Origin of the sequence: Yinghuangia aomiensis (assembly GCF_039542225.1) — a bacterium.
Classification (GTDB): domain Bacteria; phylum Actinomycetota; class Actinomycetes; order Streptomycetales; family Streptomycetaceae; genus Yinghuangia; species Yinghuangia aomiensis.
The window spans coordinates 52,304-66,849 of the sequence record NZ_BAABHS010000027.1 but is presented as its reverse complement, the minus strand read 5'-3'; the positions used below and the strand labels follow the sequence as shown (position 1 = coordinate 66,849).

At 70.5% G+C, this 14,546-nt stretch carries 14 protein-coding genes; 11 read left to right on the top strand and 3 right to left on the bottom strand.

What is annotated here, in order from left to right; genetic code table 11:
• Positions 1 to 2: 2 nt before the first annotated feature.
• The 3 genes from ABEA93_RS30535 (at position 3) to ABEA93_RS30525 (ending at position 2,635) form a co-directional block, all read left to right on the top strand.
• Complete coding sequence (locus ABEA93_RS30535) at positions 3 to 785, top strand: enoyl-CoA hydratase (protein ID WP_345679082.1); 783 nt, start codon at positions 3 to 5, stop codon at positions 783 to 785.
• 244 nt (positions 786 to 1,029) lie between these two features.
• Positions 1,030 to 1,605: a hypothetical protein gene (locus ABEA93_RS30530; RefSeq protein ID WP_345679081.1), complete on the top strand. Its 576-nt coding sequence runs from the start codon at positions 1,030 to 1,032 to the stop codon at positions 1,603 to 1,605.
• 85 nt (positions 1,606 to 1,690) lie between these two features.
• On the top strand, positions 1,691 to 2,635 hold the full coding sequence (locus ABEA93_RS30525) for an MBL fold metallo-hydrolase (protein WP_345679080.1): 945 nt from the start codon (positions 1,691 to 1,693) through the stop codon (positions 2,633 to 2,635).
• Positions 2,636 to 2,653: 18 nt separating this feature from the next.
• Here the strand turns inward: ABEA93_RS30525 and ABEA93_RS30520 are convergent, their stop codons facing one another.
• The 3 genes from ABEA93_RS30520 to ABEA93_RS30510 all read right to left on the bottom strand — a co-directional run bounded on the left by ABEA93_RS30520 (position 2,654) and on the right by ABEA93_RS30510 (position 6,808).
• Positions 2,654 to 3,325, bottom strand: a complete 672-nt coding sequence (locus ABEA93_RS30520; protein WP_345679079.1) for a GDSL-type esterase/lipase family protein — start codon at positions 3,323 to 3,325, stop codon at positions 2,654 to 2,656.
• A 238-nt stretch (positions 3,326 to 3,563) separates the two neighbouring features.
• Positions 3,564 to 4,460, bottom strand: a complete 897-nt coding sequence (locus ABEA93_RS30515) for an SGNH/GDSL hydrolase family protein (protein WP_345679078.1) — start codon at positions 4,458 to 4,460, stop codon at positions 3,564 to 3,566.
• A gap of 419 nt (positions 4,461 to 4,879) precedes the next feature.
• On the bottom strand, positions 4,880 to 6,808 hold the full coding sequence (locus ABEA93_RS30510; protein WP_345679077.1) for a helix-turn-helix domain-containing protein: 1,929 nt from the start codon (positions 6,806 to 6,808) through the stop codon (positions 4,880 to 4,882).
• Positions 6,809 to 7,007: 199 nt separating this feature from the next.
• Between ABEA93_RS30510 and ABEA93_RS30505 the strand changes: the two genes are divergently transcribed.
• The 8 genes from ABEA93_RS30505 to ABEA93_RS30470 all read left to right on the top strand — a co-directional run bounded on the left by ABEA93_RS30505 (position 7,008) and on the right by ABEA93_RS30470 (position 14,536).
• Positions 7,008 to 7,781 carry a CoA transferase subunit A gene (locus tag ABEA93_RS30505; protein WP_345679076.1) on the top strand — a complete coding sequence of 258 codons (774 nt, stop codon included), beginning with the start codon at positions 7,008 to 7,010 and terminating at the stop codon, positions 7,779 to 7,781.
• A gap of 1 nt (position 7,782) precedes the next feature.
• Entirely contained in the window at positions 7,783 to 8,424 is a 642-nt protein-coding gene (locus ABEA93_RS30500) for a 3-oxoacid CoA-transferase subunit B (protein ID WP_345679075.1), read from the top strand.
• A 59-nt stretch (positions 8,425 to 8,483) separates the two neighbouring features.
• Positions 8,484 to 9,650, top strand: a complete 1,167-nt coding sequence (locus ABEA93_RS30495) for an acyl-CoA dehydrogenase family protein (RefSeq protein WP_345679074.1) — start codon at positions 8,484 to 8,486, stop codon at positions 9,648 to 9,650.
• Positions 9,650 to 10,414 (top strand): SDR family NAD(P)-dependent oxidoreductase, encoded by a 765-nt coding sequence (locus ABEA93_RS30490; RefSeq protein ID WP_345679073.1) that lies wholly within the window; start codon positions 9,650 to 9,652, stop codon positions 10,412 to 10,414. Before ABEA93_RS30495 ends, ABEA93_RS30490 begins: the two co-directional genes overlap by 1 nt.
• A 73-nt stretch (positions 10,415 to 10,487) precedes the next feature.
• Positions 10,488 to 11,246 carry a FadR/GntR family transcriptional regulator gene (locus ABEA93_RS30485; protein ID WP_345679072.1) on the top strand — a complete coding sequence of 253 codons (759 nt, stop codon included), beginning with the start codon at positions 10,488 to 10,490 and terminating at the stop codon, positions 11,244 to 11,246.
• 376 nt (positions 11,247 to 11,622) lie between these two features.
• Positions 11,623 to 12,423, top strand: a complete 801-nt coding sequence (locus ABEA93_RS30480; protein WP_345679071.1) for an enoyl-CoA hydratase/isomerase family protein — start codon at positions 11,623 to 11,625, stop codon at positions 12,421 to 12,423.
• A gap of 2 nt (positions 12,424 to 12,425) precedes the next feature.
• Positions 12,426 to 13,397 (top strand): acyl-CoA dehydrogenase family protein, encoded by a 972-nt coding sequence (locus ABEA93_RS30475; protein WP_345679070.1) that lies wholly within the window; start codon positions 12,426 to 12,428, stop codon positions 13,395 to 13,397.
• Positions 13,394 to 14,536: an acyl-CoA dehydrogenase family protein gene (locus ABEA93_RS30470; RefSeq protein ID WP_345679069.1), complete on the top strand. Its 1,143-nt coding sequence runs from the start codon at positions 13,394 to 13,396 to the stop codon at positions 14,534 to 14,536. The genes ABEA93_RS30475 and ABEA93_RS30470 overlap by 4 nt, the downstream gene beginning before the upstream one ends.
• Positions 14,537 to 14,546: the final 10 nt, after the last annotated feature.

Sequence of the window (14,546 nt, the reverse complement as noted above, 5' to 3'; positions counted from 1 at the left end):
ACGTGAACGTCCTGTACGAGGCCGCCGACAAGATCGCGACCATCACCCTCAACCGCCCCGAGGTCGCCAACGCCCAGAACATGGCGCTGCTGGACGAACTCGATGCCGCCTGGACCAAGGCGGCCGAGGACGACGAGGTGTCGGTCATCGTCCTGCGCGCCGAAGGCAAGCACTTCTCCGCGGGCCACGACCTCAACGACCGCTGGCCTTCTCCGGACGAGATCACCCTGGAATGGATCTACCGTGCCGAGAGCCGCCGCTATCTCGACTACACACTGCGCTGGCGCAACACGCCCAAGCCTTCGATAGCGGCCGTGCAGGGCCGCTGCATCGCGGGCGGGCTCATGCTCTGCTGGCCGTGCGACCTGATCGTGGCCGCGGAAGATGCCCTGTTCTCCGACCCGGTCGCGACCATGGGCATCGGTGGTGTCGAATACCACGGGCACACCTGGGAGTTGGGTGCCCGAAAGGCGAAGGAGATCCTGTTCACCGGCCGTCCGCTGACCGCGGAGGAGGCCGAGAAGACCGGCATGGTGAACAAGGTCGTGCCGCGCGCCGAACTCGACACCGAAACGCGCGCGCTCGCCGCGCAGATCGCCAAGATGCACCCCTTCGCGCTCCGCCAGGCGAAGCGCGCGGTGAACCAGACGCTCGATGTGCAGGGGTTCCACGCCGCGATCCAGTCCGCCTTCGACATCCACCAGACCGGCCACGGCAACGCGCTCAGTGTCGCCGGCTATCCGATCCTCGCGCGGTTGGACGAGATGAAGAAGAAGCTGCAGTAGCGAGGCGATGCGTTGGGCCGGGCGGCGGTGGGCGAGAGCCTGCTGCCGCCCCGTCCCAGGACCCGCCGCCTGGCCGCGGTGCCCTCTCCCGCCCCCCGGAGCGGCGATTTGTTTCCGCCGCATGAACCTTGTCACACGCGCGAAAGTGACCTAATTTACGTTCAGTAAGTTGGTTCGAGGGCTCCGGCGGCACGTACCTGGCGTCGGAGGAACCGCCGCCTTTCGCCATGGAATGGGAGACAGCATGGCTCCTCGCCCCCACGACTCCGCCGGACGCGATGTTCCTCGGGACGGCTGGATCGCCGCCGCGGCCGCACCGCTGTCGGGTGCTCGTCTGCGGCACCGGCTGGTGCTCGCCGCCCCCACGGTGGGGGATGTCGTCCAGGCGGCCGGCGGTCTGATCTTCGACCGGATGATCGCCGGCTGGCACGTGCTCGTCCTGGTCGCCGAGCCCGGTGACCAGCGCCCCTTGCAGGTGCTGGGCGCAGTCGCGCTGGACCTGGAGTCGGCCTTGGCCTCGCCACTGCGCGGCCCACGACCGCACGCGATTGCCGTCGCCGCCGACCTGTACCACGCGCATCGGCAGATACGCGACCGCCTGCATGTGACAGCAGACGGCAGCCCCGCCGAGGTGCGTCTGTGGGGACACGGCGATCCTGGCAGCCGATCGGACCGCACAGCGTCGCGCTACCGGCCGAGCGCCGCGGCGCGAGCCTTCAAGACCCAGGCGCTCATGGCCGCTTCGCAGCCCCCTGGCCTTGCCCCGGAAGCCGAGGTCTTCCACAGCCTCGGCGCGGTCCGGACGCTCGCGGGTGTCTGAGCCGACCGCCGCGGACGGGCGGGGCGGTTGGACGGAACCCGGTGCCTGGCCGGTCCGGCCCGGCGTCCACCGGATCCCGTTGCCCGTGCCGGCCGCCGGAATCGGTGCGGTCAACGCCTACCTGATCGACGATCAGGGCGGGCCGGTGCTCATCGACCCGGGCTGGGCGCAGCCTGCCACCGAACAGGCTCTCGGCGCGGCGCTCCGCACGCTCGGCTACACCCTGGACGACGTGGCCTCCATACTCGTCACGCACGCCCACAAAGACCATTACACCCAGGCGCTCGACTTGCGTCGGCGCTTCGGGGCCCAAGTCCGCCTGGGGCGCGGCGAGCGCGCCGCGGTCGCCGCGCACCGGTCCGCGGACGGCGAAGTCGTCGAAGCCATCGCGGTCCTGCGCCGCTGTGGCGCGGACAAACTGGCGGACGTGCTGGCGGAATCCCTGGGCGCCCGTCCGCCTGCGGACCTTCCGACAGGCATGCCGGACGAATGGCTCGACCACGGCGAGAAGGTGGGTTTGGCCGCGCGGAAACTCGATGTCTTCGCGACCCCGGGCCATACCCGCGGCCATATCGTGTTCCGCGACGCCGCAGCGGGCCTCCTTTTCGCCGGCGACCACGTACTTCCGCACATCGTGCCCGCGCTCGACGCGGAACCGCTGTGCACGGCAGTGCCGTTGCGGGATTTCCTCGCTTCGCTGGAGCTGGTCCGTGGCATGTCGGACACTCTGCTGCTGCCCGCCCACGGCCCCGTGGTGGAGAGCACGCATCGCCGCGTGGACGAGCTGCTCGACTACCACGGCCGACGCCTGGACGCCGCCATCGCCCACGTGCGCGCGGGCCGCCGCACCGCGTTCGCGGTGGCCGCCGCGACGCCCTGGGCGCGCCGCGGCCGAAGCCTCGGCGAACTCGCCCCGGTCGTCCAAGCGTTGGCTGTACGCGAAACCGCGGCGCAGCTGGCCTTGCTCGCCGACCGCGGCGTCCTGCGGCGCTACGACGCGGACGGCGTCGACGAATACGAGTTCGCCTGATCCTGCGGATGCCCCGAGTCAGTGCCTGATCGAGTCGGACGGGCGCGCGAGGTCGAGAGCGGCGACGTGGGGTGCCAGCACCTCCACCCACGCCGCATACCCGAGGCCGGTCAGATGCAGGTTGTCGAGCGTGTAGTCGGGCCGCAGGCCGCCCGATTCGTCAGCGAGCGCCGGCCACAGGTCGAGGTACGTTGCCCCCGAGCCCTGTGCGATGTGGCGATAGTGGGTGTTGAGCTTCCCGAGCATCTCCGCCAGCTCCGCCTGGCGAGGCATCACGCTCTGGACGAACAGGGGTGCCTGCGGCGCGCGTTCGCGAATGGCTGCGACCAGGATGCGCATACGTGCCGCGATCTCGTCCACCGTCAGCAGCGGGCCGCGGGGAAACACGAGTTCCATGACACTGCTGGTGTCGAGGTCGTTGGTTCCGACGAGCACGAAGACCGCCGCCGGATCGGCGATCGCCGTGTCCACGCGCGCGATCAGGTCGTCGACGGTGTTCCCGCCGATGCCCCGGTTCACCAACGGGAGGCCTGGGAACCACTCGTGCCACAGCCCGCCCTCGGTGATGCTGTCGCCGAAGAACACCACCTGCCCCGGCGGCGGAGGCAGCTGTTCGAACTGCGTGGCGCGCATCGTCATCTGCGCGTTCATCCCTGCCAGCATGCGCTGTTTGAGCTGCTCGGGAATCATGGTTGAGTCCTCCGGGGATGTGTCGCTCCAACCATCGCTTCGGCCGTCCAAGCGAGTCGGAACTAATGCGTATTATCTCGCCGCGCACGCTATCTCCGGCCCCCGGTCGCCCACAAGGCATGACCCCCGAATTGCCGTCGAACCACCGCGGGCACGTGCCTTGACGCCTGGTGCCGGGCGGATCTCGGGGTAGCGCGGCGGCGGCCCGGAGAGGCGGGCCGCCGCCGGCTCGGGTGGGTCAGGACAGCGACGACTTGATGGCGGCGGCCATCCCCTGGTGGCCGGTCGCGTTGGGGTGGAACGGGGTCTGCTGGTTGAGGCCCTCGACCCAGCGCCCGTTCCCCTGGCAGGCGTCGTGGCCGATGCTGGGCTTGTAGACGTCGACGTAGGTGGCGCCTTGGGCCTTGGCGTTCTGGGCGATCATGCTGTTGAGCGCCTTCTGCTTGTCGCGCAGGTACGGGGTGTCGCCAAAGGCGATCGGCACGGACGGCCAGCATCCCCAGCCGGCGTCGGGCAGGATCGCGGGGTAGCCGAGGACGAGCACCTTGGCGTGCGGGGCGCGTTCGCGGATCGCCTGCACGGCCGCCGCGATCTTCGGTGCCGTGGCGGCGATGCGCTGGGCGAGCTGGTCGGTGCCGCCGGCGGTGTACTGGTCGCGGCAAGGCGAGCCGAACGGGTTGGTCAGGCTCGCGCCGATGCAGCTCTGGAGGATGTTCCCGAACCCGATGTCGTTGCCGCCGATCTGCAGCGTCACCAGGTCGGTGTCGGCGGTGAGGGCGTCGAGCTGCGGCGGGTTCGTCCCGCCGGAGACCGTCTGCGGCTGGGTCATCTCGACGGTGGTCGCGCCTCCGCAGGTGACGTCGACGACCTGCGGGACGGCGAGGGCCTGGCCGGTCAACGTCGCGTAATTGTGGTCGGACCGGTCGCAACCGGCAGGCGCGCCTTTGTCGTTGGGGATGCCGATCCCCGCGGCGTACGAGTCGCCGAGGGCGACGTAGCGGTTGACGGCCGACGCGGCGGAGGCCGTGGAGCCGGGTGCCACCAGCACCGGGACGGCGAGCGCGAGCAGGGCGGCGGCGAGCGAGGAGCGCATCAGGCGCCGGTGGATCCGGCGGGCCGAAGCGGACGAAGACATGCGGAATTCCCTTCCAACACAGGTCACGGGTGCGGTAGTTGCACGCGTGTCGTGCACAGGTGGGCCGCGAGAAGCAGGTGAGGGAGGAGCGCCGGGGAGCCCCACGACGCCCAGGAAGGCGGGACAGCTTCGTAGTCGCTCGGCGGCCCGTCCCGCTGGTGACGGAGCGCCGGAGGCTGTGCGCCGCCAGATGTATACCGTGGCGAACTCGCCGGTAACAAGGTCTGGTGCGATGCGGATCGAGAGAGTACCTTCCGGAATTTGAAGCGTCATATAGCGCTTCTGAGAAGCAGGCTCTCGGCAGTGGAGGTGACACAGGCCCGCCCCGCACCGCCGCATCGCGCACCGCTCGCCCGGTGCGTCGTGCGGGGCCGGCGACCGTCCGGCGACGATGTGGCCGCGGCAGCCGTCGCCGCAGGTCAGGCCGGCAACAGGGAGCGCAAGTGCAGGGCCAGGCGGATCTGGAGTTCCCGGTGCGGCTCCCGCCAGTCCGCGCCGAGCAGCGACGCAATACGGTCGAGGCGTTGGGTCACCGTGTTGATGTGCACGTGCAAGGTGTCCCGGGTCTTGGTCAGGCTGCGTCCCGTGTCGAAGTACGCCGACGCCGTCCGGGTGAGTTCCGAGCCTCGGACGCGGTCGTAGTCGAGTAGCGGCCCCAGCGTCCTGCGGACGAATCCGGAGATGTCCTTCGCGTCCGCCAAGAGGACTCCCAGGAAACCGAGTTCGCCCATGGCCGCGCCTTCGCCGCGGCGACCCAGCGCGGCCAAGGCCGTCGCGCACCCGGCGGCTTCGGCGTGTGCCGCGGCCAAGGACTTCCGGCCGAGGGCCGGACCCGCCGCTCCCGCCGTCGCGGGATGGCCCAACGCCGCGCCTATGTCGGTTGCCGCACGCCGGGCAGCCGCCGACGGATTGCTTCCGGGCAGCAGCAGGACGGTGCGTGCATCGACCTCGCCGGCCAGCCCCTCGGCGGTCGCCGCCAGATGGGCGGCGGCGGACGCCAACCGGTTCCGGTCCGCACTCGGCGCGTCCACGACGACAGCGACGTGCGGCCGCGCCAGATCGGCCCCCAACCGGGCGGCGCGTTCCGCGAGCGCTTCGTCGGTGCGCGGGCTGTCCCCGAGCAGTTCCCGGACGAGTTCGTCCGCCAGCCGGTGCTCGGTCTCGGCGATCGAACGCCGGAACAGGAGCAGCAACGAGACGATCATCGCCGCCCGCTCGAGGATCCGGGTGTCCGAAAGTGCCAGGTCCGCATCGCGACTGCTGCCCCGCCGGACCAAGACGCCGAGCCTCTCGGTCCCGGCCGCCACCGGCGCCACCTCGACGGAGCCGGCGCGGGTCGCCCGTCCCGTGGTCAGGGCTTCCCGGTGGGCACGGGCGAAGTCGCCGTCGTCTTCTGTCGGTTCGTCGCCTCGGGGGCTTTCGGCGGCATCAGGACGCAGGTGCGGGTCGTGCGGCATTTCGTGCAGCAGCAGCGACACGTCCCCGTCGACCAGCTCGTCGACAGCGGCCACCACCTCGTCGACCCCGGCCCCCGCGAGCACCAGCTCCGTGAGCCGGTCGTGTGCGGCGGCAGCGCGTTCCACCGACGCGGTGTGCGCACGCTCCCGGGCATTCGCCGCGGCCAGATCCGCGACCGCGGCCCGTGTCTCGGCGAGGAGACGGGCGTTGTCCAACGCCACTGCCGCATGGGCGGCGAGCGAGGCGAGGAGAGCGACCTCGGCCGGACCGAAACGCCGGGCCCGGCGGTCGGACGCCCACAGGACGCCGATCACCGTGTCGCCGACGACCAGCGGCACGGCGAGCATGGCCACCAGACCCTCGTCGCGAACCCCGGCGTCCAGGGACGGCGTGTGCCGGAAGCTGTCGTCCGCGAAGTAGTCCGCGGTCACGAAGGGCACGCCTCGTACCGCGACCAGTCCTCCGATGCCTTCGCCCACGGCCATGCGCAGCCGTTGGAAGCGCGGTGACACCGAGCCCGATGTGACCCGCAGGTACGTGTCGCCGGCGATCGCGTCATGCAGCGAGAGATAGGCGGTGTCCGAGCCCAGCAGGGAGCGTGCCCGGTGCACGATGGCCCGGAGAACGGCGTCGACATCGCGCAGTGCCGCGAGGTCGCCTGCGGTTTCGTTGAGCGCCGCGGACTCGGCCTCGCGGCGTCGGCGTTCGAGGAGCACGTCGCGCAGGCGAAGTGCCGCCGCACGCGTGGCCTCGATCTCCTCGAGGAGAGCGGGACCGAGACCGGCCTCTCGCGCGTCCGCGACCGGCGCGTCGAAGTCGGCTGCCCCGGCTTCGCGCAGCAGCAGGTCCATAAACTCGCGCACGGTGGCAACCGCTTCGACTGCGTCCACCCGGGGATTATGCACGGGGCGACAGGCGACACCCGCGGCGGCTCGGAAGTCCCGGCCCGCCAACGCCGCCGCCCCGGCCCGGTCAGGCTACGGCCACGCGGTGCCGGCCGCGATGGGGGAATCCGCCATCGCCCGCGCCGTGGTTGTGGGAGCCGTACCCATATGTGATCGCTATGTGCGTGCCTAATGTCGCCCGACTATGGACAAGACATGGACTTCCGCGGCTGCGGCCGTGGCCGACATCCCGGACGGCGCGACGGCCGCGGTCGGCGGTTTCGGGTTGTGCGGCATCCCGCACGACCTGATCCAGGCGCTCCTCGCGGCCGGCGTCGGCGGACTGCGGGTGATCTCGAACAATTGCGGCGTCGACGACGGCGGCCTGGGCGTTTTGCTCGCCGCCAAGCGGATCGCCCGCATGACGTCGAGCTATGTCGGCGAGAACAAGGAGTTCGCGCGCCAATACCTCGCCGGTGAACTCGAAGTCGAACTCGTGCCGCAGGGCACGCTCGCCGAACGCCTGCGTGCCGGGGGCGCGGGCATCCCCGCGTTCTATACGCCGGCCGGTGTGGGAACGGCGGTCGCCGAGGGCGGGCTCCCGTGGCGCTACGCCGCCGACGGCACGGTCGCCGTCGCCTCGCCTGCCCGTGAGACCCGGATGTTCGGCGGCGCCGCGTACGTGCTCGAAGAATCCGTCACCGCCGACTTCGCCCTCGTCCGGGCGGCGGTGGGCGACACGCACGGCAACTTGGTGTTCCATTCGTCGGCGCGCAACTTCAATCCGCTTGCCGCGGCGGCCGGGCGGGTCGCCATCGCGGAAGTCGAACGCCTGGTTCCCGCGGGCGAGCTGGACCCGGACGCCATCCATCTCCCCGGTGCTTTCGTACAGCGGGTCGTCCAGGTGGCGGATCCGGCACTCAAGCGCATCGAGAAGCGCACCATCGCACCCGTCACCACGGCCGAGGCAGGGAACTGACATGGCACTCACCCGCGAAGAGATGGCGGCCCGCGCCGCGCGCGAGCTGGTCCCGGGCAGTTACGTCAACCTCGGGATAGGCCTGCCCACGCTCATCCCCGACCACCTGCCGCCCGGTGTCGACGTGATCCTGCAAAGCGAGAACGGCATCCTCGGGGTCGGCCCCTATCCGGATGCCTCCTCTGTCGACCCCGATCTGATCAACGCCGGCAAGGAGACGGTGACGACGCGCGCCGGAGCGTCGTTCTTCGACTCGGCGATGTCCTTCGCGATGATCCGCGGCGGGCACATCGACGCCGCCGTCCTGGGCGGCATGCAGGTGTCGGCGACCGGCGATCTGGCGAACTGGACGGTGCCCGGCCGCATGGTCAAGGGCATGGGCGGGGCCATGGACCTGGTGCACGGCGTCCGGCGAGTCATCGTCCTCATGGAGCACACCACACGCGACGGGGCGCCGAAACTGGTGCGCCGGTGCAGCCTTCCGCTCACCGGCCTGGGCGTCGTGCACCGGGTGATCACCGACCTGGCCGTCATCGATGTCACCCCCGAGGGCCTCGTCCTCGTGGAGACCGCTCCGGGTGTCTCCGTGGAGCAGGTGGTCGCGGCGACCGAGGCACCGCTCGGGGTTGAAGTTTCGGTCTGACCTTTAATAAGTTCTGATCATTCAATCGAGTGATGAGCTGTTGCGGGAGGTGTCCGGGCGTGGACTTCGAGCTGACCGAGGATCAGAAGACCATCCGCAAGACGGTGGCCGAGCTGATGCGCAGGTTCGACGACCGGTACTGGATGGAGAAGGACCGGAAGCACGAGTTCCCGCTGGAGTTCTACGACGCGATCGCGCAAGGCGGCTGGCTCGGCATCACCATGCCGGAGGAGTACGGCGGCCACGGCCTCGGCATCACCGAGGCGACGCTCCTGCTCGAGGAAGTCGCGCGCTCCGGCGGCGGCATGAACGCGGCGAGCGCCATCCATCTGTCGATCTTCGGCATGCACCCGGTCGTGGTGCACGGCTCGGAGGACCTCAAGCGGCGGACCCTCCCGCACATCGCGACCGGGGAACTCCACGTGTGCTTCGGGGTGACCGAACCGGGTGCCGGCCTGGACACCACGCAGATCACCACCTTCGCCCGGCGCGAAGGCGACCACTACATCGTCAACGGCCGCAAGGTGTGGATCTCCAAGGCCTTGGAGTCGGAGAAGATCCTCCTCCTCACCCGTACCACCAAGGCCGACGAGGTCGCCAAGAAGACCGACGGCATGACGCTCTTCCTCACCGACCTCGACCGCCGCCATGTGGACATCCGGCCCATCGACAAGATGGGCCGGAACGCGGTCAGTTCGAACGAACTGTTCATCGACGGCCTTCGCATCCCCGTCGAGGACCGCGTCGGCGAAGAGGGGCAGGGCTTCCGCTACCTTCTCGACGGTTTGAACCCCGAGCGCATGCTCATCGCCGCCGAAGCGCTGGGCCTGGGCCGAGTCGCGCTGGAGAAGGCCGTCGCCTATGGCAAGGAGCGCGAGGTCTTCGGCCGGCCGATCGGCATGAACCAGGGCATCCAGTTCCCCTTGGCCGACGCGCTCGCCCGCCTCGACGCCGCCGAACTCGTGCTGCGCAAGGCGACCTGGCTGTACGACAACGGCCGGCCGTGCGGCCGCGAGGCCAACACCGCGAAGTACCTGTGCGCGGACGCCGGCTTCGCCGCCGCGGACCGGGCGCTGCAGACGCACGGCGGCATGGGCTACGCCGAGGAGTACAACGTCGCCCGCTACTTCCGCGAGACGCGCCTGATGCGCATCGCGCCGATCAGCCAGGAAATGATTCTCAACTACCTGGGCTCGCACGTGCTGGGCCTCCCGAGGAGCTACTGATGGCAACCCAAGGCCTCTTCGATCTCACCGGCCGCGCCGCGCTGGTCACCGGGGCCGCGGGCGGCATCGGCTCCGCGGTCGCCGCCGCCCTGGCCGACGCGGGCGCCGCGGTGCTGGTCGGCGACCTCGATGCGGATGCCGCCGAGGCGGTCGCCGCCAAGATCAGGGCCGGGGGAGGCGTCGCGCACAGCACGGCGATGGACGTCCGCGACCGGGCGTCCGTGGACGCCGCCGCGGCCAAGGGCGCCGTACTGGCCGACGGCACCCTGCACATCCTGGTGAACAACGCGGGTGCCACCGACCCGGCGATGTTCGGGAACCTCTCCGAGGAATCCTTCGCGCGGATGCTGGACATCCACGTGACCGGCACGTTCCGCTGCTCCCAAGCAGTCCTGCCGTACCTTCCGGAGGACGGTACCGGCCGCATCATCAATGTGACGTCGTCGGCGGGCCTCACCGGCACCCTCGGGCAGGTGAACTACTCCGCCGCCAAGGCCGGCATCATCGGGTTCACCAAGTCGCTTGCCCGCGAACTCGCGCGACGGCAGATCCTGGTGAACGCCCTGGCTCCGCTGGCCGCGACACCGATGACCGCGACGATCCGCACGAACGAGAAGTTCGCGCCGCAGATGCTGGCCCGCATCCCGCTGGGCCGGTGGGCCGAGCCGTCCGAAGTCGCGGGCGCATTCGTCTTCCTGGCATCCGATGCGGCGTCTTTCGTGACCGGTCAGGTCCTGCCGGTCGACGGCGGCCTGGTGATCTGACCCCGGATACGGGAGAGGCCCGACCGATAATGGTCGAATGGTTCAGCCAAAGCAGTCGACCGGGGAGCGTGCCGTGCCTCAGCAGCAGACGCCGACGTTCGCGGCCCTCACCGTGCCCAAGGCGTCGGACGTCCTGGCCGCCGAGGTGCGCGAGCGCATTCTCTCGGGCGAGTTCGGGGAAGGCACGGCCTTGCCTCCGGAGCGCCAACTCGTGGAACAGACCGGGCTGAGCCGCGCCACGGTACGCGAAGCCCTGCGGATCCTCGAAGTCGAGAACCTGCTGGAAATCCGCCCAGGCAGGGGAGGCGGGGCCTTCGTCCACCGCCCCGGCAGGGAGTCGTTGGCGAACACCGTTCACCTGGTCATCCGCGGTCAGCGGATCCGTTTGTCCGCCCTGCACGAGACCCGTGAGGCCATCGAGCCGACCTGCGCGGGATTGGCGGCGGAACGCCGCACGGACGCCGACCTCGCCGCACTGGACGACGCGAACGCCGAACTGGTCGCCGCGGACGGCGACATCCCGCGGTTCCTGCGCGCCAACGTCCGCTGGCACACCGCGGTAGCCCGCGCGAGCGGCAACGAGCTTCTCATCGGATTCATGAGCGCCCTGTCGGAGGCCATCTACGCGGCCACCGACATCGAGCCCTTCATGGACGCCGACATCCGCCGGGTGACCGCGCGGGCGCACGGGAAGATCGCCGACGCCATCCGCGCCGGGGACCGCGCCGCGGCATCCCGCCGCATGACGCGTCACGTGTGCGGATTCTCGATCGCGGCGGCCGACGTGGACCAACGCGGCCGTGTGGACCTGGGAGCCGCGCGGGAGGCGTGAGGCCGCAGCCGCGTCACCTCCGCTGCGGTCAGGCGCTTATCGGCGGCTTCGACCCCACGCAGGTGTGGTGTGTCGGCTATCGGGAACTACCGCCCGCCGGTCTGTGGGCGGGTGACCGCTTCGGTGAGAAGCGCCGTGTTCCGGGAGCGTGGACCGTGGTGACGCTCGGTCCGTTCCCGGTGGGCGACGTGCCCGGCGCATTCTCGGCGAGTCCCGCACAACCCCAAGCACCGCACGCGCGCAGCGAACGGATCGCCGCGCGCGGCCTTGCTCATCGCATCTGGAAATGACATTCTCCAAATGCGGGAGTGTCATTGACGATTTTCGGTCTGACCTTTAGCATCAACAGCACTTCCAGGAGGGGAGAGGAGCCGGCATGAGCGGGGAGAATCCGGTGCTGACCGTGGCCGCCGAAGGCGACGTCCGCATCGTCACGTTGAACCGGCCGGACCGGCTGAACGGCGTATCCGCCGAACTCCACCGCCGTCTGGCCGAAGTCTGGGACGAACTCGCCGAGGACACGACGGCCCGGGCCGTCGTGCTCACCGGCGCCGGCCGGGCGTTCTGCGCGGGCGGCGATTTCGACCACCTCCAAGCGCACCACCATGACGCGGAGATCCGGGACCGCTCGATCCGCTTCGACCGGCGGATCCAGACCGCGATGCTGCGATTCCCGCTGCCAGTCGTCGCTGCCGTGAACGGCCCCGCGGTCGGGCTGGGATGCAGTTTGGCGCTCGGCTGCGACCTCGTCCTCGTCGCCGACGACGCCTACCTCGCCGACCCCCACGTCTCGGTCGGCCTGGTCGCAGGCGATGGGGGAGTGACGTTCTGGCCGTTGCTCACCAGCCTGCTGCGCGCCAAGGAATACCTCTTCACCGGCGACCGCATCCCCGCCGCCAAAGCCGTCGAACTCGGTCTGGCCAACCGCGTCGTGCCGGCGGCCGAGCTGGCCAAGGAAGCGCTGGCCTTGGCACAGCGTCTCGCGGCGCAGCCGGCCGAGGCGCTGCGCGCCACGAAGGCAGCTTTGGCCGTAGTGGCCGAACAGGTCTCGCGCGGCGGAATGGAAGCCGCGCTCATGGCCGAGCGTGCCACCATGACGAGCCCCGACCACATCCGGATCATCGACGACCTGGCGGCCCGCGCCGAGCGGCGTGCCGCCGCCGACCCGGAACGGTGACCGTGGACGCGGACGAATTCCAGCTCGTGCGGGACATGTTCCGGACCTTCGCCGGACGCTTCGGGGTCGCCGCGGCCGACGTGGCGACGGCGGATCGCGCCGACGCGCAGAAGGCGCTCGACGCACTCGGGCTCGACGAACTCCGCCGCGGCCTGCCCCCGGCCGCGGCGGTGCAGGACTGCGCCCTGCTCGCCGAAGAACACGGCAAGCAGCCGCTGTGCACCTCCTTGCTCGGTACCGGGCTGCTGGCCCCCGAGCTGCTGCGCCTCCTCGGCAGTTCCGCCGTGCCGGGCGGCAAGCCGACCGTCGCGTTCGCCCGCGACCTGCGGTTTCCCTCTGGGGACACAGACGAGTTCGCGGCTTGGGACTGCGAGGGTGCCGACGTCGCACTGTGCATTGCCGCGGACGGGACTGTGTCCGTCGGTGCGCTCGGGGTGGAGTCCCCATCCGCGGACCTGCTCCGCCCGGTCCGACACGTAGTTGACGACACCGAGCCGCACATCCTCGGGCGGCTCGACACGGACGCGCACGCCCGGTGGCAGGCGTTCGCCCTGGTCATGGTGTGCGGTGAACTGACCGGTGCCGCAGCCTCGTTCCTCGACCAGGCCGTCGACTACGCGGGCGACCGGCGGCAGTACGGCCGGCCGATCGGCTCGTTCCAATCCGTCCAGCACGTGCTGGCGGATGCCGCAGTCCTCGTCGAAGCCTGCGTCAGCGCCACCCGCTACGCCGCCTGGTGCCTCGACCACGAATCCCCTCGGGTGGCCCTCACCGCGGCCCGGGTCGCCAAGGCCGAAGCGAACTCCTCCGCGCGAGACGTCGTCTACGCCGGGATGCAGGTCTTCGGCGGCATCGCGCAGACCTGGGAGCACGCCGCCCACTTGTACCTCCGCAAGGTCCTCGCGGGCGCGGGGCTGCTCGCGACGACGGCGGACCTGCTGACCATCCTGGCCGCACCGGAGGCCGACCGATGAACGACATGCCCCTCGACTTCGGCGACCCGGCCGACCTCGCACGGCTGCGCGGCGAGTTCCGCGCCTGGCTGGCCGACCACCCGCTGCCGGAGCGTGGCGCCGAGGAAGCCACGCCCGAGTTCCTGCACCGCTGGCACAAGCTCCTGCACTCGGGCGGGTGGGTCGGCCTCGACGTCCCCGCCGAATACGGCGGTCGCGGCCTCACCACGCTCCACCAGGTCGCGGTCAGCGACGAACTCGGCGCCTGCGGGGCGCCCGGGGTGCCGCGCATCGGGTACCTGGCCCAGGCGCTCCTGAGCTTCGGCTCCGAAGAGCAGCGCAGGCGCTTGGTCCCGCGCATGCTCGCCGGCGACGACGTCTGGTGCCAGGGCTTCAGCGAGCCCGGCGCCGGATCCGACCTCGCCGGAATGACCACCTTTGCCGAACGCCGCGACGGACACTACGTCGTGCGCGGCCAGAAATTGTGGACGAGCTACGCGCAGTACTCGAACCTGTGCCTCCTCCTCGCCCGCACCGACCGCGCCGGCGCCCCGCACAAGACGATCTCGGCGTTCGCGCTTCCCCTCGACCGTCCCGGCGTGACCGTGCGTCCGCTTCGCGCGGCAAATGGCGACGACGAGTTCTGCGAACTGTTCCTCGACGACGTACGTATCGAGGATGCGGAACGCATCGGGGATGAAGGGATCGGCTGGGCGCTCGCCATGACCACCGTGTCGTACGAGCGCAACGCCCTCGACACCGGGCACATCTCCAAGTACGGCCTGCTCGTGGACCGGCTCCGCGATGCCGTCCGGGAACGCGGGGCCGCCCTCCCGGACGGCCTGCGTTCGGCTGTCGGTCGGTGTGTCGTCGACTACGAGGTCCTTGTCGCCCACACGCGGCGCCGCATCGCCGAACGCCTCGGCGGCGGGCAGGCGGGCTTCGAGTCGTCCGTCGACAAGCTGCTCATGACCCGTACCGAACAGCGGCTGTACCAGACGGCACTCGACGTGTTCCCCGAGACGCTGCACGGCGACGGCGAGGCCGAGGTCTTCGCCGAGTACCTCTACTCGCGGGCTGCGTCCGTCTACGGCGGTACGTCGCAGATCCAGCGCAACATCATCGCCAAGCGCATCCTCGCCCTGCCGTCCGGCGACTAGGCCGTCTCCG